Raw genomic sequence first — 19,261 nt, 5'->3', positions numbered from 1 at the left:
GAAGCCCGTGCCCCTCGATGTCTCCCGCGTCTCCGACGAGGAACGCCTCAAGCAACTCGGCTACCAGCAGACGCTCTCCCGCTCCATGTCCGGCCGGGCGAACTTCGGCGTCAGCTTCACGATCATCTCCATCCTGTCCGGCTGCATGACGCTGTACGGCTACGGCATGAACATCGGCGGCCCGGCGGTGATCATGTGGGGCTGGCTGTTCGTCGGCCTGATGACGCTCTTCGTCGGGCTCTCCATGGCGGAGGTCTGCTCCTCCTATCCCACCAGCGCTGGTTTGTACTTCTGGGCGCACCGCATGGCCCCGAAGCGCTCCGCAGCGGCATGGGCTTGGTTCACCGGCTGGTTCAATACCCTCGGCCAGATAGCCGTGACCGCGGGCATCGACTTCGGCGCGGCCACCTTCCTCAACGCCCTGTTGGACCTCCAGTTCGGCTATGCCGCCACACCTACCCACACCATCACGCTGTTCGGCATCAACCTGGCCCTGCACGGCGTCCTGAACACCTTTGGCGTGCGCATCGTCGGCTTCCTCAACGAGGTGTCCATCTGGTGGCACATTTCCGGGGTCCTCGTCATCTGCGCAGCCCTGGTGCTCATCCCCGACCAGCACCAGTCGACCAGCTTCGTGTTCGGCGAATTCGTCAACAACACGGGTTTCACCTCCAGTGCCTACGTGGTGATGATCGGGCTACTGATGGCGCAGTACACCTTCACCGGCTACGACGCCTCCGCCCATATGACCGAGGAGACCATCGACGCCTCCACTGCCGGTCCCAAGGGCATCGTCCGCTCGATCCTCGTTTCCCTCGCCGCCGGGTTCGTCCTCCTCGTCGGCTTCACCTACGCCATCCAGTCCTACGACGGTGCCCTCGGCTCGGCGACGGATGTCCCCCCGGCACAGATCCTCATGGACGCCCTCGGCGCGGCGGCGGGCAAGTGGCTCCTGCTCGTGATCATCGTGGCCCAGCTCTTCTGCGGCATGGCGTCCGTGACCGCCAACTCGCGCATGATCTATGCCTTCTCCCGGGACGGGGCTCTGCCCTTCTCCAGGACCTGGCACAAGCTCAGCCCCGCCACACGCACCCCCACCAATGCCGTCTGGCTCGCCACTGGCGGGGCCTTCGTTCTTGGCCTGCCCTACCTGTGGAACAGCACCGCGTACGCGGCCGTGACCTCCATCGCGACCATCGGCCTGTACATCGCCTACGCGATCCCCACCTTCCTCCGGCTGCGGATGGGCGACCGCTTTGAACGAGGTCCCTGGCACCTCGGCTCCTGGTCCACCATCGTCGGCACGATCGCTGTCGTCTGGGTGCTGGTGATCACGGTGCTGTTCATGCTGCCGCAGAGCTCACCGATCACCGCGGAGACCTTCAACTACGCTCCGATCGCGGTCGGCGTCGTCTTGGCTTTCTGCGGTGTCTGGTGGGTCGTATCCGCTCGCAAGTGGTTCCTCAACCCGGCCCATGTCCGCAACGCGGGTCGTAGCCGTGAAGGGGAACGCGCCCGCTCATAGACCCAGTGTCTGGGGCCCGCTCCCGGACATGCCGAGCCACGGCCTGGCGGGGGCGTGGTGCGGACGATCTTGTGGTCTGCCTGGAGCAGCTCTGGTTAGCCGCGCGACAGGGGCGGCCGGTGGAAGGAGAGCCTCCCTCACCGGCCGCCTATTTAGCTGCTGTTCGTCTTGCTGCTTGTCAGAAGGTGTACGGGGTGAAGCGGCGCACAGGCTCGATCATGAGCCCGAGCAGCCGTTCGAGTTCGGCTCGCTCGTCTTCGGTCATGAGTTCACGGGCGTTGCCGAGGTTCCGCTTGTCAAGTCGTTCCATGAACGGGGCGAGGAAGCGCCGCAGTACTTCGGGTGCTTCGTCCATCGTCCGGACGTACTCCATGTAGCGGGTGTGCTGTGACTTGAGCTCTTCGAGGTCGGCGCGGGTGGCCTGGAATGCGAGGTTTTGTTCCTGCGTGGTGAACGGGCGGCCGTCGCGGTGGGACCAGGTCTTGGTGTCGCGGCGGTATTTGAAGTTGCTGTCGCAGAGCAGGGCGACGATCTCGGGGCGGGCTTCGGGCTGGGCCATGCGGGATTCCTTCCGGCGTTTGGGCTGGAAGATCAATGGTCCGGAGGATCCCCGATTAGGCGAACCGGGGATCGTCGGCTACCTTGCCGCCGGTTGTCGTGGCTCAGCGTTGCCACAGGTGAGGGCGAAATTCAGTACGAATCAGGATCGATTCTGCCGGCTGCGCCACCAGCGACGGAGACGAGTGACTGGCCTGCGCCACGCGTCGATAAAATCGTCTACTTGGCGACCGAGCCTTACGCCGAGGAGGAGGGCGAGGCTGAGCAGTCCGAATACTGTGAGCGTTCCGAGGGTGACCTTGTCCAAGGTCCAGCCTTTCTCACGAGGCTGTACGGAACACGCGCGCGCTCAGTCCAGCCACCAATTGGTGATGAACTGAGATCGCGCCGGTGAAGCGACTCAGGTGGTACTCCCGGTGTAGGCCGGGCGACACTTCGGGTTTCGGGTCTGACAGGCACGCGGTTGCTCTCCGCGTGAGAGGCGCGACAAAGCCTGGGGCGTACCGGGCACCCCAGGGTGGGACCCTTTTAGGGCCCTACCTCTGGTGCCCTTTCGGGGCACCCACTGCACTGGGCTACCGCCCAGCAGGAAGGACTCTAGCGCCAAGTCGTCGTCTGTACAGCCGAGTCACACGATTCAGTGGAAGCCCGCCAAGGTGGGCTCCTTGCTTGTCGACTTGTGTGCAGTAGGGGCGTCAGTCTGCGGGTGTACTGCGCTGGTGAGGGGTTAGTGGGGCCACCTGACCACTGGGGTGTCAGCGTTGCTGGCGGCGTTGCCCGGCTGGTGTCGTGGGCGCCTTGGTGAGCAGCGAGCTGTTGGCGTGTGGGGCGCGTGGTGGAAGTGCGGCTTGGGTTGTACGGCTGCGGGCTGCTTCGGCGCGGTGGTTGGCTACTGGGTTGCGTGCGGTGTGCTGGATGCGGGTGATGAGGACGCGGGCGGGTTGGCGGGCGGTGGTGAGTTCGCGTTGGGAGGCGGCTTGTTTCAGGAGTTGGTGGGGGTGGTGGCCTCGTGATTCGGCGTCGGTGAGGACGGTGGCGAGGGCGGGCCAGGCGGGGTCGGTGAGGATGCGGTCGGCGTGGTCGGGGATGGCGGCGTGGATGTCGCGGGCCAGGACGCGGCGGGCGGGTTCCCGGGGTTGGCGGTGTTCGAGGGCGGCGAGCTGGGGTTCGAGGGCCTGATCGGCCGCTGCCTGGAGGTGCTGGACGGCTTGGTGGGCCGCGTCGGCCTGGTGGGCGTGGCCCTTCGCTTCGTGCCAGCGTCCGGCGATGATCGCGGCCCAGACGAGTGCGGCAACCAGGGCAACGAGGGCGCTGCCGTCGGGGCCGGTGGCGGTGTGGGCGATGTCCCGGGCGGCGGTGCGCAGGGTGCGGGCGGCGTGGTGTTCGGCCCGGATCTGTGACCGCTGGGCGCGGGCGAACGCCTTGGATGCGGCTCGGAGTTCGGCTTGGAGGTGGGTGGGGGCCTTCTGGGCGGTGGCTTCGATGAGTTCGCCGAGTGCGGTGATGTGGGCCTGGGCGTGGGCGTCGTCCGCGAGGCCGTGCGGGAGGGCGTCGAGGATGTCGACGGCCTGGTGCCAGGCGCTGGTGGGGTGGGTACGGCGGGCGGTGGGGTGCTCCTCGGGGCGGGTGGTTTCGAGGCGGGCCCGGAGTTTGGGAAGGGTGAGGTCGGGGGCGAGTTTCCCGCCGGGGTGGAAGATCTGTTCGCCGTCCTTGTTGAGGTCGTTCGGGCGGCCGAGGGCATAGCCGAGGAGGTCTCCGGAGGGCCCTCGGCGGGGTTTGACGGCGATGTCATCGGCGGCGAGGCAGGCGAGGAGTTCCTCGGTGCCGGTGACGTGGGGGATGGCGGCACGGACACGGTCTTCGAGCCAGCGGCGGCTGGTCTGTTCCCAGCCGAGGCGGGCGGCTTTGTGCATCTCGGCCTGAGTGGGGGCGCGGGTGCTGGTACGGTCGCCCTTCTTCAGCCGGCGCAGGCCGTAGTCTTTCTCGATCCGGCGGCAGGCGTCGCCGACGCGGATGCCGCTGTCGTGGAGCTTGGGGCGGCGGCCGTCCTCGCGGACGGTGGTGGCGAGGATGTGTATGTGGTCGTCGGCGTGGCGTACGGCGATCCAGCGGCATGCGAGGTCGTCTGTGGGTGGGGCGATGCCGGCGGCTTCGACGATGCGCTGGGCGATCTCGCCCCACTCGGCGTCGGAGAGGTGGCGGTCCTCGGGTGCGGCGCGGACGGGGCAGTGCCAGACGTGGTCGGTGACCTTTTTGCCGAACTCGCTGTTGCGGAGGTGGACGGGTTCGTCGAGGTGGCGGGCGAGCTGGGTGAGGATGGCGTTCTCGTCGCGGCCGGGGTCGGGCATGCCCAGGGTGGCGAAGGCGCCGACGATGTGGGGGTCGAAGTGATGGTCGTGGGTGTCGAGGCTGTAGAGGTAGGCGAGGAGTCCGCGGGTGTTGGACCCGGCCGGTTTGATGGCGGCGATCACGCGGCGAGGTCCGTTCCGGTATCGGCCGGCCGGTGGAGGGCTTCGGCGATCAGCTCCAGCAGGTCCTGGAGTTCGGTGAGGCGCTGCCGGATGTCGGGTGGGGTCCGGTCGCTGTTGAGGGCGCGGGCGATCTGGTTGATGTTGTTGCCGGTGCGGTTGAGTTGACGCAGGACTTGGGCGCGGAACATGTGGGTGCGGCGGCGGTCCTCGGACAACGGGAGGTTGGCGGTGAACCGACCGGAAACGAAGGCAAGGACGATGTCCGCAGCGAAGCCCGACACACCCTTGTAACCGTGCTCGGAGGCAGCCTCCTGGAGAAGCAGGCGCTCGGCGTCGGTGAAGCGGAGCGGGCCGACGCGGATGGTGCGCTTGGTGCCGGTGAAACGACGGATCGCAGGCTGGACAGCCGTCACGGTCGGCTCGTCACACTCGGGCACGGTGACGGGGCGGAGGATCTGCTGCTGGACGGCGTGCAGCTCGTCCGGTTCGGGGCCGCCCTCGGTCCCGGCCACCTGGTCCGGCGCCCCCTGGCGCCGGACCGTCTCCGCCACCCCCGGGGCGGAGATCCCCGAAGACCGGCCTTGAGTCGGACTCGGGGTACTACTGGCTCCGCCCGGGGCATCGGTGGTGAACGCCTGCCGCAGACGGGCCAGCAGCTTCGGCGACTTCACCGGAGACGGGACGGAGTGTTCTGCGGCGGTCGGGGTGTGCGGGTCGTGTTTCACGGTGGGCATCCAGAGCGGGAGACGATGACGAGGTGAGAAGGCGACGCGGCGAGGGCTGCTGGGGTGGGGGTGGTCGGATGGGTTCCGACCACCTCGTCTGTTCCGGTGGAGCGCTGGTCAGCCGTCGATGAGGCTGGTCTCGGATTCGGCCCGCAGGGTGTTCATGACCTCGGTCAGCCGCTCGCCACCGACCTTGAGGCCCTTGTCCCTGATCGCTTGCAGGACGACGGAGCGGGAGACGCGACCGTGCTCGGCGACGGCGATCCGGCCGATCTCCACCAACTTGTCGAGGGTTGCGTCCGCCGGCCGCCCACCTCGTCGGGTGGTGGTCGCTGGTTCGCTGGTGGGCTGTTCCGGATCGGGGAGGGGTACCGGCCGGGGCGTCGTGTCGGTGGTGGTTTCGCGGGTGATGAGGATGTGGAGGTGGACGGCTCCGGCGAGGGCGAGTGGGGCGAGGGTGGACAGGATGCCGACGGTGAGGTCGCTCAGGTGCAGCGTGCCGGGCGGGTTCTGTTGGTTGATGCGTACGGCGTGGAGGGCGTTGGCCCAGATGCTGGCGCAGGTGGCGGTGCCGAAGAGGGCCCAGACGTAGAGGCGGGCCCGGAACGGGGCGGTGCGCAGGACGAGGAGGGCGCGTACGCCGTAGGCGATGAATCCGTCGATGACGAGTGGGAACAGGTAGGTGAGGAGTCCGCGGACGTGGATGGCGACGGCCATCTGCTGGAGGGCGTCGTACGAGAGGGCGCAGGCGGCGCTGCCGAGGGAGAGGATCGCGGCACGGTCCCAACTGGTCACTCGGTGACCCGTGCCGGGGCGCGCGGGCGGTATGGCGGACGAGGCCATGGAAGTCAGGGCTCCTGGTTAGTACGAGTGGGGGAGAGGGCGCGTACACGGGAGCTCACGCGGGGGGCGTACACGCGGGCCCCCTTCTAAAGGGGGCCCCGCGCGTGATCGCTTGGGTGCGTGTACGGCGTGGACGCTTGCGTGGTCGCTCTACCTGCGGTTTCGCGGTGTGCGTGTGCGCTGTGAGCGGTTCACGGCGGTGTCTGAGAGCAGGAGCCGCGTGTACGGGCCCGTGATCGCCTGGCTGGTTCCGGCGCGGTTCAGCCGACGGCGGTGAGGTGGCGGGCGGAGGGGTAGTAGCGGGTCTGCTGTCCGCCTCCGGCTCCGCCGGCGATGCCGTCGGCCTTGGTCGCCAGCCCGCTGTCGACGAGGCGGGCCAGGTGGCGGCGGGCCTTCTCCACGTCGGCGCGCTCGGGGTCGCCTCCGCCGATCAGGACGGTGGCGAGGTCGCGGGCGGTCAGGCCGTTCGGGGCGTTCCGCAGCAGCACGGCCGGGTCCCTGGTGGGGTCGACGGTGGTGGTTCCGCGAACGTGGTCGTGGGTGATGTCGAGCGGGCCGATCTCACCGGTGGGGGTCTTGAGGTGGTGCAGGGTGACCGCCGGGTCACCCGCCCGTCCGGTGATGAAGAGAACGCTGCCCGCTCCGGCGGTGAGCCAGGTGGAGCCGTAGACCTGGTCCAGGGCGGGCCGCTGGCCGCGCGGTGCGTCGGCGGTGGCCTTGCGCTGGTGGTGGAGTTCCATGATCTCCACGCCTTCGCGCAGGGCGCGCATACGGGCGTTGTGAAAGGCGACGGCGAGGCTGTCGTCGACCATGGTGCTGACCGCGTCTTTGAGGCTGTCGATCACGATGGTGTCGGCCTGGTGTGCGGCAGCGAGGTCGGAGAGGAGGTCCGGCTCCTTGTCGAGGGTGGCGGGGAGAGGGCCCTGCCAGACGACGAGCCGATCTCGCAGAATCGTTTCGTCGCAAGGGAAGGTGCGCCGGGCCATGGCTTTGGCGATCTGCCGGGGGCGGTCCATGGCGAGGTAGAGCACCCGCCTGCTGGGGGCGACCGGCATCTCCAGGACCGTTTCCTGGAGGCCGAGCCGGGCGAAGACCACCTGGTGGGCCAGGGTGGTCTTGCCGACTCCCGGTGGCCCGACGATCATCAGGCTCTCGCCCGGGGCCCAGACGGTCTTCTCGCGGGTGCCCCACAAGGGCTCGGAGTCCGCACCGCTCTCCGTCACGAAGGCCCATCCATTGACGGCGAAGCGGGAGAGGCGGCCCTGGCCCGAGGCGAGTGCCCGTTCGCGCTCCGCGCGCACCTCCGCCTCGACCTCGCTGCGTATCGCCTCGGGGTCGGCGCCCGGCTCCTGGGCGCGCTGGACGGTGCGTACGGCCGAGGTGAGCAGTCGGCGGAGGTCGGCCTTCTTGCGGACGATTTCCGCGTGGTGTTCCGCGCTGCCGGTGCCGTAAGGCGCGTCGGCGAGCTGGTGGAGGTAAATGGCACCACCGATCCGCTGCAGGTCACCCTGCTGCTGGAGCAGCTCGGTGAGGACGATCGGATCGGTCGGCTTTCCTTCGCGGTGCTGGCCGAGCAGCGCGCGCCAGATGGTCTCGTGGGCTGGCCGGTAGAAGGCGTCCTCGCCCAGGACAGACCGGACTGTGTCGATGATGCCGCTGTCGTGCATGCAGGCGCCGAGCACCGCGCGCTCGGCGTCCACGTTGAAGGGCGGCTCCATCTGCGCTCCGTAAGCCGGGGCAGGGGGCTCCGGGGAGCGGGATGGTATCTGGGCAGGCGGAGACGTACCCTCGTGCACAGGACTCCTCACCCGGCAGGCCATATGGGGCGGCAACCCCGGCCGGGCCGGTCGAATCGTTAGGTATGGCGGTTGTGGGGTTCTGCTTCGCCCCCGGTGCTCGCAGGCGCCGGGGGCTTCTTCATGTCCGCCCCCGATCAGGGGCATCCGCAACACTACCAGCAACGATTCAAATGGGAATGGCTTGCAATGCATATCGGGTTAGTGTTAGCTATTCGTCATCGGCCCGAGCCCACAGCGAGAGGAGATGCGCCCGATGAGCACTGAAGACGGCGCCGCCCGCGCCGGGACGGACCGGCCGGAACCCGAGAACCATGTGGCCGAGCGCATCCGCATGGAACGCGAGGTCCGCGACTGGAGCACGGCGAAACTCGCCGAGGAGATGACCAAGGCCGGCCACCCGATCAACCAGTCCGCCATCTGGCGCATCGAGAGCGGCAAACCACGCCGCCGGGTCAACCTCGACGAAGCGCTCGGCTTCTCCAAAGTCTTCGACCTCCCCCTCGACGAGCTGACCAGCCCCCCGGGCGGCTTGATGAACGCCCAGGTCAGACGGCTTGTCGGCGAGTACGTCGAGAAGTGGAAGGAGTGGCGCACCCTGGGCAAGGCCCAGGACCGCATCATGGCCGAGCTCGACGACTACGCGAAGGCCCACCCCGACCAAGGGGACATGGTCAAGGTCCTGCTGATGCACGAGCTCGAAGTCGCCTCCGCCGGAGAGTTCCGCCACCACCGTGGCGCGAGCAGCAAGCTGCAAAGCTGGCTCGGCCCCGACCGGATGTGGCCGAACGCCGACTCCGAACAGCCTCCCGCCCAGTAGCCACTCCACCACGGCCGAACCGGCGCTGCGAACGCCGACGACCCCGTGCCCCCCTGAAAATCCCACAACCGCCATACCAACGATCGACCGGCATTGCTGCCTGGGTTGCCGCCCTCGCCCGCCGGTCAAGGAGCTTCCCTTGCCTCAGAGCACCACCCTGCCCCTTGCCCAGATCGCCCAGCTCCTCGACGTCCCCGAGGACTCCCTCCACGCGCTCATAGCCGCACGCGGCGCCGACCGCGGTGACACCACCCTCGTCGGCCTCACGGTCACCGAAGCCGCCCGCCGCCTCGGTATCGGCCGCACGAAGATGTACGAGTACGTCGCGTCCGGAGAGATCGACTCTGTCAAGATCGGCAGCCTGCGCCGCATACCCGCCGAGGCGGTCGGGGAATTCCTAGCCCGCCGTCCCCAGGCCACGGACTTCCGCCCTGCGGCCTGAGCAGGGTGCACATGGCAAAGGCCACGAAATCCCAGAAGTCCCGCCAGCCCAACGGTGCCTCATCCATCTACCTCGGCAAGGACGGCCGCTGGCACGGCCGCGTCACCGTCGGGGTCAAGGACGACGGAACCCCGGACCGTCGGCACGTCAGCCGTAAGACCCGCCCCGAGGTCACCAAGGTCGTCCGCGAGCTGGAGCGCCAGCGCGACAAGGGCGCCGTCCGCAAGGCCGGCCAGTCCTGGACCGTGACGACCTGGCTCACCCACTGGGTCGAGAACATCGCCGCCGTGCACGTCTCGGAGAACACGATCGACGGCTACCGGGTGGCCGTCTACCACCACCTCATCCCCGGCCTGGGCGCCCACCGCCTGGAGAAGCTGGACCCCGAGCACCTGGAGCGCTTCTACAAGAAGATGCAGGACACCGGCAGCGCCGCCGGCACTGCCCACCAGGCCCACCGCACCATCCGCACGGCGTTGAACGAGGCCGTACGCCGCAAGCACCTCACCTCGAATCCCGCCTCCATCGCCAAGGCCCCCAAGGTCGAAGAGGAGGAGGTCGAGCCGTACACGGTCGAGGAGGTCCAACGCCTCCTCGCCGAAGCGGGCAAGCACCGCAACACCGCCCGCTGGGTCATCGCGCTCGCCCTCGGCCTGCGTCAGGGCGAGGTCCTCGGCATGCAGTGGGACGACGTCGACTTCGACCTTGGAGTCATCCGCGTACGCCGTGGCCGCCTGCGGCCCCGCTACAAGCACGGCTGCGGCGACCTCTGCGGACGCAAGCCCGGCTTCTGCCCCCGGAAGATCAACACCCGCCGCGAGACGAAGAACGCCAAGTCCCGCGCTGGCCAGCGACCCATCGGCGCCCCAGACGAGCTGCTCCAGCTTCTCCGCCAGCACCGTGAGGAGCAAGCCCGCGAGCGGGCCGTGGCCCGTGACCTGTGGACGGAGAAGGGATACGTGTTCACCTCGCCCACCGGCGAGCCTCTGAACCCGAACACGGACTACCACAAGTGGAAGGAGCTCCTGAAAGCCGCCGGTGTCCGCGACGCCCGCCTTCACGACGCTCGGCACACCGCAGCGACGGTCCTGCTCATCCTCGGCGTCTCCGACGCGGTCGTCGACGCCATCATGGGCTGGGAGCCCGGTAAGTCCGCCCGGATGCGCCGCCGCTACCAGCACCTGACGAGCCGCGTGCTCAAGGACACCGCCGCCAAGGTCGGCGGCCTCCTCTGGGGCACGGACCAGGCACCGGAAAGTGCCGCGCCGGACACCGGCCATAGCCCCGTCCCCGCCGACCTGGTGATCCACGTCGCCCGCCTCGGCGAACGACGTGTTCCCTTCCTCCACCGCGAGCACGCCGACGATGTCGTCGCACGCTGGAGCCAGGACTGGCCCGACCACACCGCCGAGGTCGAGGAGTGGGACCGCTGGCGCTGGGAACACCAAGGCCCCGGCGGCGCGAGCCCCATCCGCGACCGTGTACCGGAGCGGGCCGTGGTCTTCCATGCCCGAGCTCTGTTCCTCCCCGGTGGGCAGCGCGCGGCGACCGGGCCCCGGAGCAGTGGTCGGTGCCGGCTTGGGACTTCGAGACCGACCGCTACACCGACCGCGCCTCGGCCTGGCGCACGGCCCGACGCCCTGGCGGAGGCCAGGAGGTCGAGGCCCAGGTGCGAGGCACGGACAAGGTTGCCGTGGAGGCGGCCTTCGCCGAGGCGTGTGTACAGGCTGGGGACCGCGCTCAGAACCCGGGAAAGTACGGCGACACCGACGACTGGTAGTGCTCCGGAACGCCGCCCACCACAGCGAACCCCACTGGAGCGTCGGCCAGGTGGCCAGGGCGCGCATCAGGCCCGCAGCACGAAGAGGCCCGGCAACCGCCACAGGTTGCCGGGCCTTCGCGCATTCGTCAGTCCACGACCACCCCGGAGGTCTTCACGAACCCGGTCGGGGACCACAACGTCATCAGCGCCGCGCGTCGGTCCCCGGGGTACGGGGTGGTGAACATGGCCACTGGCTAGACGGCCTTGTCGCGGTTCCTCAGTTCGAGCGTGAGCCCGAGAGCCTGGGCGATCTTCGCGATGGTCGCGGTTGTGACGTCATGGTTCGCCTCGACTCGAGCGATGGTCGGGCGGGAGACGCCCGATTTTTCACCGAGTTCCGCCTGCGACCACCCGTGCTTCTTTCGAGTCTCGCGGATGGTGTCGCCGAAGTTCACCTGCTCGGGCTCGCTCATGACCCCGGCTCCTCGCTGCCGGACTTCGCATTCGGGACGGAGCGGTGCTGGGCGTGAAGTGCGTCCGCAGCGATATCCGCGATCTGCTCAAGGAACGCCGGGTCAGTCATGTACGACTGGATCTCCTGCGACTCGCTGATCGTCTTCAGCACGGCGAGCCCGACGGCTCCGCTGAATCCCTCGGATGCTTTGAGTTGTGCGATGGTGTTGTTCTTTGCCATCGCCACGGCCTCCTCGTTTGCGTCGAGGAATCCCCAGAACGTCGTGATGAATCCAGAAACGCTCTCCGGGCTCACGTCGACGCCCTTGGCCCGGAACATCTCGTTGACCTTGTCTATGGCCTCGTCTAGCGGACCGCGCTTCGGCGCGGCCTCGCCCTTGTACTCGCCGTCGAAGCTCGGGAGCTTGATGGCATCACCGCTGCCCTCGCTCAGAGAGTGGTCCTCGTTGATGGCGGACGGAACGAGCTTGACCCCCGAGAGCTGCACTCCTTCGAGGTAGCTGTCGTCGTAGTCGTTCCCGTTGGTGTGGAGATTGCGGGCCAGCAGCGTCGCGAGGATCGCGCGGCGGTGCAGCTCGGGGTCCTGGTAGTCGACGATCTGGCTGAGGAACTGCCAGGCATTGCGGTAGCCGAGCACATCCACGCGGAAGCCCTGCAGCGCCTCCTTCCGGGCCTTGTCCTTGGACAGTACGGCTTGCCGCCACTGTCCAGTCCAACGGTTCTTGATCGGCGAGAGAGCCTTGGCAATGGCCTCTCCGCCGGCATCGTCCAAGAAGGCGTCAGCGACCGCGTCCATCTCCTCGTGGGAGTAGAGCCCCGCAGTGTCGAGCCGCTCGCCAATCGTGACCAGTGCATTGGGATCGACGTCGCCGTCGACGTGCGCATCGGAGTAGTAGAGCTTGAAGTCTTTTTGGATGCTCGCCGGAGTGTTGCGGAAGTCGACGACCATCGGGGCGGTCTTGCCAGGGTAGATGCGGTTCAGCCGCGAAAGCGTCTGGACCGTGGCGACGCCGGAGAGCTTCTTGTCAACGTACATGGCCATGAGGCGCGGCTCGTCGAAGCCGGTCTGGAACTTGTTGGCGACGATGAGGACCCGATAGATCCCCTCCTCGCGGAATGCCTTGGCGACGTCGCCGCGGCCGTTGAGCGAGACTTCGGTGACCGTCTCGCCGGCCTCGTCGGCGAGCGAACCGGAGAACGCGACCAACGTGCTCATGTCGGTGTAGCCCTGGGCCGCGATGTAGTCGTCCATCTTCCTCGACCAGCTGAGCGCCTCGATGCGCGAGCTCGTCACGACCATCGCCTTCGCTTCACCGTCGAGCATGTGCATCACGTTTCGGCGGAAATGCTCGATCACGACGCGGACCTTCTGCGCGATCGCGGTCGGGTGGAGGCGGGCATAGCGCACGATGTTCGAGACAGCCTCACCGGTGTTGACATGGATTTCGGTTTCGCCTTCCTCCCCGTCAAGGGTCTTCTTCACCCGGAGGAACATGTCGTAAGTCGAGTAGTTCGTGAGCACGTCGAGGATGAAGCCCTCCTCGATCGCCTGTGCCATCGTGTAAGTGTCGAAGGCCTCCCATCGACCGTCGCGTTCAGTACCGAACAGGCGCAGTGTTTTCGCCTTAGGCGTCGCGGTGAGCGCGATGAAAGTGATGTTGCTGGAGGCGGCAATGGCCGAGTCCTTGGCCAACAGCAGGTCGTCAGCACCGATGTCGTCTTCATCCACGTCGAGCTCGATGTCGGCGAGCAGCTCCTTGAGCTGACGAGCGGTGGAGCCTGACTGAGAGGAGTGCGCCTCGTCCGCGACCACGGCCCAGCGCCTGCCGCGCAGCTCCTGAGTGTCCTCGATCAGCTTCATGACCTCGGGGAAGGTCTGCAGGGTGCAGGTGATGATGTGGTCGCCCTCGACGAGCGCCTTCTTCAGCTGCGGCGACTTCGCACCGGACTTCTCGCCGACGGTGACGACCAGCCCCTTGCTCGACTGCACGAGGCTCATGTCGTCGCGGATGTTCTCATCGAGGACGGTGCGATCGGTGACGACGATGACAGAATCAAAGGTCGACTTCGAGTCGGCGCTCATGTGGCGGATCAGCCTGTGGCTGAGCCACGCGATCGTTTTCGTCTTCCCCGAACCGGCCGAGTGCCAGATCAGGTAGCGCTTGCCCGTGTCGTTTTCCTCGATGTCGGCCACAACCCGCTCGACGGCGCGCAGCTGGTGGAAGCGGGGGAAGACCAGACGGCCATCGCCCCTCTTGCCGGACTTGCTCGGCTCGAAGAGCGCGAAGTTCTTGAGGATGCGCATGAACATCGGGCGGGCGAGGATCTCGCGCCACAGATAGTTCGTCGACGAGCCGGTGCCCGACGGCGGGTTGCCCTCGTGGCCCTCATTGCCCTGGTTGAAGGGCAGGAACATTGTGTCCCCGCCCTCGAGCTTCGTGGTCATGTAGACGAGGTCGTTGGACACCGCGAAGTGCACGAGAGCTCGGCCGGGTGCGAGCAGCGGACGGTTCTTCCCGGGCTTGCGGTCCTCCTTGTACTGCCGGATCGCGTGGTTGACCGTCTGCGTGTTGTCGGTCTTCAGCTCCAGCGTCGCTACAGGCAGACCGTTCGCGGTGAGCACGACGTCAAGGGTCTCGGTGGTCGTGGTGTCGAAGCGGACCTGGCGAAGGATCCGCAGGCGCACGGCGGCAGCGGCCTCGACTACCTCGGTGAGGTTAGGGTTCGCCGGCGGGAACGCCATCATCGGCCCGAACTTCGCGGTGGGCCGTCCGACCTGGGCGTAGGTGAAGCCCTTGCGCAGCACGCCGAGCAGCCCGCCCACCGGATGCCCCGTGGTCGGGTCCATCCTCGTGACCTTGGCGAGCTCTTTGGTGATGTGCTGGAGCAGCTTGCGCTCGGCGTCGGTCTTCTGACCGTCGACCAGGTCGCCGGGCACCGCCTTCTCGTACTCGTCCGGGTACTGGGTGCTGAGCCAGTGCAACACGTCGCTGGGAATCATTGCGAGTCCGACGTCCCAGCTGGTCGGCTTGCCATCGCCCTCGTAGAGCCAACCCCGCTCGGCGAGCTCGGCGCAGAGGTTGCTCTCGAACTCCAGCTCCATCAGCTGCGCGTGGCTCATACGACTTCCTTCCGTCCGGTCACCACATCGGTGATGAGCGCGGTGCGGCGCTCGATGAGCAGTTCCTTCAGCTCAGCAACCTTCGCCAGCATTGCATCGGTTTTGGCATTAGCCGCGTCAAGCTCGTCCGCGATACGAATCTGTTCGTTAAGCGGCGGCAATGGGACGGGCGTCGCGTCGAGCACTGTCTTAGTGACCCGCTGAGCATTGGGGCGGACACCATTTGCGATGGCTGCGAAGTAGTCGATGTACCGGGAGCTTCGGAAAAGATGGTGCACATAGCGCGGCTCGAACCTCTTCGAGATCCAGAACGTCTTGTAGTCCGGGCTGATGTAGCCCGTCAGAGACGAAACGCCGAGCCCACCATGATTGAGCCACATCATGTTCGCGGCGAGCTGGCCGGGCCTTACGACGCGGTACTTCGAGACGTCGAGAGATGCCTGCTGCCCGTCGGTGCGGGTGTTCAGTTCGACTCCTCGGTACTCCGAGATAGAGAGGAGCGGACCCGGCGGGTGATCGCCGTTCCGCTCGGTGCTCTCGAAGAAGTCGTATCCGAACTTCGTGCGCTCCCAATGGTCGGGAATGCCCGAGGTGGGCGAATGAGCATCCAGAGGAGCGTTGCTATGCCCCCCCAAAAGGCCGCAGACCATGCGAGTGCGAACCACAGCGTCGCGGTGTCGCAGCACGCTTGCCAGATCATCGAGCCTGCTGATTGTCTCCTCGATCTCACCCGTCTCTCGATCAAGGTATTTACTAATGATGGTCTGAACATCGCGCGACACATCGAGCACCTTGTGCTCCTGCACAAAGCGCGGTGTAATTCGCCGGAGGTTCCCCACGCCTTGCAGCGAATGTGCTCCTTCGTCCAGGAAGGGCTGACTCTGAAATGAATACTGCAGGAACCTCGGATCGGTTTCATCGTTCGCTCTAACGACGTGAACCTCGGTAGAGGCGAGACCACAGGTAGAGGGGATATCCGCGATGATCGTGCGTCCAGCTTCGAACGTCGGCGTGATCTTCGGAACGAGGATATCCCCTCGTCGGAACTGCGTGTAGCTCAACTTCGACGACCATTGCAAGGTGCGGCTGTAATCGCACTTTACGCCAGGCCAAATCGCCTCCAGCGGCATGAAAGTGACGACGGTGCCGTCAGCCATGGACTTGAAGTCGGCAGTTACGGGATTGACTTCTGCAAACTTCCAAACCGGGGCAAATGATTTCACTCCGCGCTCACCGCCCGGAACATATCCCCCAGCTCGCCCATGATCTTTTCCACGTCGGAGTCGATCTCTGCGAGAGGACGAGGTTCCTTCGGAACGTAGAAGAGCCGCGTGAACGGAATATCGGTGCCCTGCTTCGCCTTGCTCTCGTCCCACTTCGCGCCGGGAGCGTACGGCAGCACTTCGCGTGCCATGTGGTCGTCCAAGTCTTCGCTCAGGGGCACACGTTCCGTGAGCTTCCAGCCCGGGACGATTACAGGCTTGTCCTTTCGGTCGACAGCGACCGGCGCGGAGTCATCAGGCACGCCCATGGCCTTCATGACCGCGTCAACGAGGCCCACGGGGGCTTTCAGCCCAGCTGCCTTCGCGGCTTGAGGGAATGCCTTCGGGAGGTCGTTCCACGGCATGTCGTCAAGAGAGCGCAGGACCGCGACGTGGTCTTCGGTGAAGTCTCGGCGACTGCGCAGCGCCTCGACTGCTGTATCGCTGAAGCGCGTTGCGAAGCGCGCCTGCTTGTACACCGGCACGTCACGGAACATGAAGTCTTCACGAGCCATTACTCGAGAGATCGCAGGATCGGCGTACTCGAACGCCTTGTAAGCTTCAAGCAGCCGGGCTCGATGGTCCTTCCCCATCTCGCGGCGCTTCTCGCCCATGGGCTTCCGCAGCGAGTCCCACTGGTCGGAGCCGTCGATGAGCTGAATCTTGCCCTTGCGCTCGGATTCCTTGTTCGTGTCGAGGATCCAGACGTAGGTTGCGATGCCCGTGCCGTAGAACATGCTCGTGGGCAGCGCGATGATGGTGTCAATGAGGTCCTCTTCGAGGAGCCACTGACGGATTGCGTTCGGGCCGTTGTCGCTATTGAACAGCGGCGACTGGTTCGAGACCACTGCAGCTCGCCCGCCCTGACCGTTCTTGGTCGCAGGGCTAAGTTTCGAGGCGCAGTGAGCCAGGAAGAGCATCTGTCCGTCGGATGTGCTGGGAAGACCGCGGCTGAAGCGGGAACCGTGCACCTTCGCCTGCTTCCGCACCGACTCCTCCTCAACCTCCCAGTCGATGCCGAACGGAGGGTTCGAAAGCACGTAGTCGAAGGTTTGCCCCTCGTAGAGATCCTCGACGAGGGTGTTGCCCTTCTTGATCGCGTCGGGACGGCCGCCCTGGATGAGCAGGTCTGCCTTACCGAGCGCGAACGCGGACGGCATGAGTTCCTGGCCGTAGAGAGTGACGTCGACCTTCTCGTTGGTGCGTTTCAGCGCCTCCTGCGCGATCAGCAGCATGCCGCCGGAGCCAGCCGTCGGGTCGTAGACCGAGCGCGCGGCATGGTCGGACGCAATCGTGTCATCGTCGTTGCTGATCAACACGTCGACCATGAGCCGGATGGCGTCTCGCGGCGTGTAGAAGTTGCCGGCTGCCTTGCCCTTCTTATTGAAGGCCCGGTACATGACGTCCTCGAAGACGTCACCCATCCCCATGTTGCTGAGCCTGTTCGGGCTGAGGTCGAGTGTGGAGAAGTGCTTGACGACGGCGTGCAGGCGGTTGGCGTCGGCGAGGACCTTCGCGCGCCGGTTAAAGTCGAACGAGACCCAAATGTCAGCGATGTTGTGCGAGAACCCGTCAATGTAGCTCTTGAGGGACTTGTCCACATTGTCATCGACCGAGGCGATCGCGGCGAGGTCGAGCGGCGAGACGTTGTAGAAGCCCAGCCCGAACTTGTCCTTGACCGCGATGTCGATCAGATGCGGGGGCAGCGAGCCGAGCGAGGCGACGAACTTCGCCACTTCCTCCTTCGAGTCGGCGAGCATGCACTCTAGTCGCCGGAGGACCGTGAACGGCAGGATGTAGTCGCCGTAGTCTTCCTCGTCAACGATGTTGCGCAGGTACTTGTCCGCCGTGTCCCAGACGATGCGCGCCGTCATGCTCCTGGATGACATCGTGTGATCTGCCATGCCTGCTCGTTCCTACTCGTCCCCGCGATCTGCTGTATCAGAAACATTACATGAGCGCTGTATCGGGAACGTGACATTTACGTGGTTTCTGAGGCAACGATGGTCCTGCTCGGCGCTAGTGGACATTAATTCCGTTTCTGGTAGTGGCCTCGTCCTGACTGGGTGAGGAAGCCCTGGCGGGTGAGGCATCCGAGATGGCTGCGGGTGATGCTGACGGATGCCTCGTCGGCGGGCATGCCGAGGGGTTGGTGCAGCTCACGAGCTCGAAACGCCTGACCGAGGTGCTGGTTGAAGCGTTCACGATGGCCTGGTAGGCGGTGTTCGTCTCGGGCGGTTCGGGTTCGGCCATGACCTTCCGAGTGGTGGCCAGGTCCGAGAGTCGCGCCTCGGTCTCGGCCAGGAGCGCGGTCGAGTGCTCGATCTGATCGCGCAGTTCACTGGCCCGGGCTGTGGTCTCGTCATGCTGGGCCTGGAGTCCGCCAGGAGCTCGATGACGTCCACCCGGCCAGTCCGAGGGCGTTGCGCCAGGCGGGACTCGGTGTGGCGAGGCGGCGGGCCATGTTCGCGATGGAGGCCAGTGGACGCGAGAGGCGGAGGTCTCGGGGCCGGTGGTCGTACTCGCGGGCCGGGCGGCGGTGCAGCACCAACGTGTCGTTGACCTGCTCCAGGATCCACCGCTTGGGCTGCGGGACGAAGCCCTTGTCCTGGTCTTCAGGGTTGCAGCGGACGACCTCGATGTCGATGTCCAGCAGGACCCCGTGGACGGTGACCTCGTCCTTGAAGCCCTGATCCATCAGGACCTTCTCCAGGCGGTTGTCGCACCGCTCGGCGGCCTGGTCGAGCAGGGCGGTGCCGGCGGCAATGTCGTGCGTGGAGGCGGCCAGGGCCGCGACGCCGATCAGCCCCAGAACGTCGACGTCCAGTACCCGCTTGATGCCCGACACCTTCTTGTCGGCGTCCAGTCCCGTCGTGGTCTTCGGGACACCCGCAGCCGCGCGCACGAACTGGGTGTCGAAGATCATGAGGGGCGGGTTCTCTAATCGGCGGGCTCTCTCCCGCACCCAGCAGCGCAGAAGTTCCCGGATCCGCTGATCCAGTCCGTCCTGGCGCCAGAGCGTGTGTAGTAGAAGACCGCCGACCAGGCCGGGAAGTCATTGGGCGGATAGCGCCACTGGCACCCCGTTCGGCTCTGGTAGAAGATCGCGTTCACGGCCTCCCGCAGGTCGCAGGCCCCAGGGTCCCCGGTCGCCGACCGCGCCACCCGGTCCTGCCTCCAGGCAGTGATCATCAGATCGATCAACACCGACTGCTTGTCCGACAAGTCGCTGCGGTGCGGCTCTCGCTCCCTGGTTCGCATCTCGGCATGGACACGCCCGGCAGGTAGGCGATGTGGCGATCAGCACCACGATCAAGCGATCAGGGACCGAGGGAGATTGGGCTTAGCGTCCACTGAGACCAAAACTGAGACCACGCACGTCGAAGGGCCCCACCTTGCGGTGGGGCCCTTCGACGTTAGTGCCCGGTGAGGCACTGGCGGAGGATACGAGATTCGAACTCG

Annotated in this window: 14 protein-coding genes and 1 pseudogene; 4 read left to right on the top strand and 11 right to left on the bottom strand. The window is 66.3% G+C overall.

Going from position 1 to position 19,261, the window contains the following annotated elements:
- Nucleotides 1-7 precede the first annotated feature (7 nt).
- The gene (locus ACFXG1_RS25620) at nt 8-1,525 is read left to right on the top strand and encodes an amino acid permease (protein WP_384713138.1); all 1,518 of its coding nucleotides are present in this window, start codon (nt 8-10) and stop codon (nt 1,523-1,525) included.
- Nucleotides 1,526-1,703: 178 nt separating this feature from the next.
- Here the strand turns inward: ACFXG1_RS25620 and ACFXG1_RS25615 are convergent, their stop codons facing one another.
- The 5 genes from ACFXG1_RS25615 to ACFXG1_RS25595 form a co-directional block, all read right to left on the bottom strand.
- Nucleotides 1,704-2,084, bottom strand: coding sequence for a hypothetical protein (locus ACFXG1_RS25615; protein WP_384713141.1), 381 nt, complete (start codon nt 2,082-2,084; stop codon nt 1,704-1,706).
- A 754-nt stretch (nt 2,085-2,838) separates the two neighbouring features.
- Complete coding sequence (locus ACFXG1_RS25610; protein ID WP_384744693.1) at nt 2,839-4,554, bottom strand: relaxase/mobilization nuclease domain-containing protein; 1,716 nt, start codon at nt 4,552-4,554, stop codon at nt 2,839-2,841.
- Nucleotides 4,551-5,105, bottom strand: a complete 555-nt coding sequence (locus ACFXG1_RS25605) for a MobC family plasmid mobilization relaxosome protein (protein ID WP_384744691.1) — start codon at nt 5,103-5,105, stop codon at nt 4,551-4,553. Before ACFXG1_RS25605 ends, ACFXG1_RS25610 begins: the two co-directional genes overlap by 4 nt.
- 291 nt (nt 5,106-5,396) lie before the next feature.
- Entirely contained in the window at nt 5,397-6,122 is a 726-nt protein-coding gene (locus ACFXG1_RS25600; RefSeq protein WP_384709898.1) for a DUF2637 domain-containing protein, read from the bottom strand.
- A gap of 260 nt (nt 6,123-6,382) precedes the next feature.
- On the bottom strand, nt 6,383-7,942 hold the full coding sequence (locus ACFXG1_RS25595; RefSeq protein ID WP_384709895.1) for a DnaB-like helicase N-terminal domain-containing protein: 1,560 nt from the start codon (nt 7,940-7,942) through the stop codon (nt 6,383-6,385).
- A 232-nt stretch (nt 7,943-8,174) separates the two neighbouring features.
- On the opposite strand from ACFXG1_RS25595, the gene ACFXG1_RS25590 reads away from it, so the two are divergent.
- The 3 genes and pseudogenes from ACFXG1_RS25590 to ACFXG1_RS25580 all read left to right on the top strand — a co-directional run bounded on the left by ACFXG1_RS25590 (nt 8,175) and on the right by ACFXG1_RS25580 (nt 10,960).
- A complete protein-coding gene (locus ACFXG1_RS25590; protein ID WP_384709892.1) occupies nt 8,175-8,738 on the top strand; it encodes a helix-turn-helix transcriptional regulator in 564 nt (187 codons plus the stop codon).
- A 139-nt stretch (nt 8,739-8,877) separates the two neighbouring features.
- Complete coding sequence (locus tag ACFXG1_RS25585; protein WP_384709889.1) at nt 8,878-9,180, top strand: helix-turn-helix domain-containing protein; 303 nt, start codon at nt 8,878-8,880, stop codon at nt 9,178-9,180.
- Between the two features lie 11 nt (nt 9,181-9,191).
- Nucleotides 9,192-10,960 (top strand): annotated as a pseudogene (locus ACFXG1_RS25580) (tyrosine-type recombinase/integrase).
- A 236-nt stretch (nt 10,961-11,196) separates the two neighbouring features.
- Here ACFXG1_RS25580 and ACFXG1_RS25575 read toward each other — a convergent pair.
- From ACFXG1_RS25575 to ACFXG1_RS25550, 6 genes are all read right to left on the bottom strand, one after another.
- Nucleotides 11,197-11,415, bottom strand: coding sequence for a helix-turn-helix transcriptional regulator (locus tag ACFXG1_RS25575; RefSeq protein ID WP_384709886.1), 219 nt, complete (start codon nt 11,413-11,415; stop codon nt 11,197-11,199).
- A complete protein-coding gene (locus tag ACFXG1_RS25570; RefSeq protein WP_384709883.1) occupies nt 11,412-14,537 on the bottom strand; it encodes a type I restriction endonuclease subunit R in 3,126 nt (1,041 codons plus the stop codon). Before ACFXG1_RS25570 ends, ACFXG1_RS25575 begins: the two co-directional genes overlap by 4 nt.
- Nucleotides 14,534-15,760 (bottom strand): hypothetical protein, encoded by a 1,227-nt coding sequence (locus tag ACFXG1_RS25565; RefSeq protein ID WP_384709880.1) that lies wholly within the window; start codon nt 15,758-15,760, stop codon nt 14,534-14,536. Before ACFXG1_RS25565 ends, ACFXG1_RS25570 begins: the two co-directional genes overlap by 4 nt.
- A complete protein-coding gene (locus ACFXG1_RS25560; RefSeq protein WP_384709877.1) occupies nt 15,757-17,673 on the bottom strand; it encodes an N-6 DNA methylase in 1,917 nt (638 codons plus the stop codon). Before ACFXG1_RS25560 ends, ACFXG1_RS25565 begins: the two co-directional genes overlap by 4 nt.
- 488 nt (nt 17,674-18,161) lie before the next feature.
- On the bottom strand, nt 18,162-18,725 hold the full coding sequence (locus ACFXG1_RS25555) for a transposase (RefSeq protein WP_384709874.1): 564 nt from the start codon (nt 18,723-18,725) through the stop codon (nt 18,162-18,164).
- A gap of 14 nt (nt 18,726-18,739) precedes the next feature.
- Entirely contained in the window at nt 18,740-19,060 is a 321-nt protein-coding gene (locus ACFXG1_RS25550) for a transposase (protein ID WP_384709871.1), read from the bottom strand.
- Between the last annotated feature and the right edge of the window lie 201 nt (nt 19,061-19,261).

The sequence above is a fragment of the Streptomyces sp. NPDC059248 genome (assembly GCF_042753905.1).
Lineage (GTDB): Bacteria > Actinomycetota > Actinomycetes > Streptomycetales > Streptomycetaceae > Streptomyces.
Note: the sequence above shows the minus strand (reverse complement) of the source record. Positions and strands in the feature narration are given on the sequence as shown.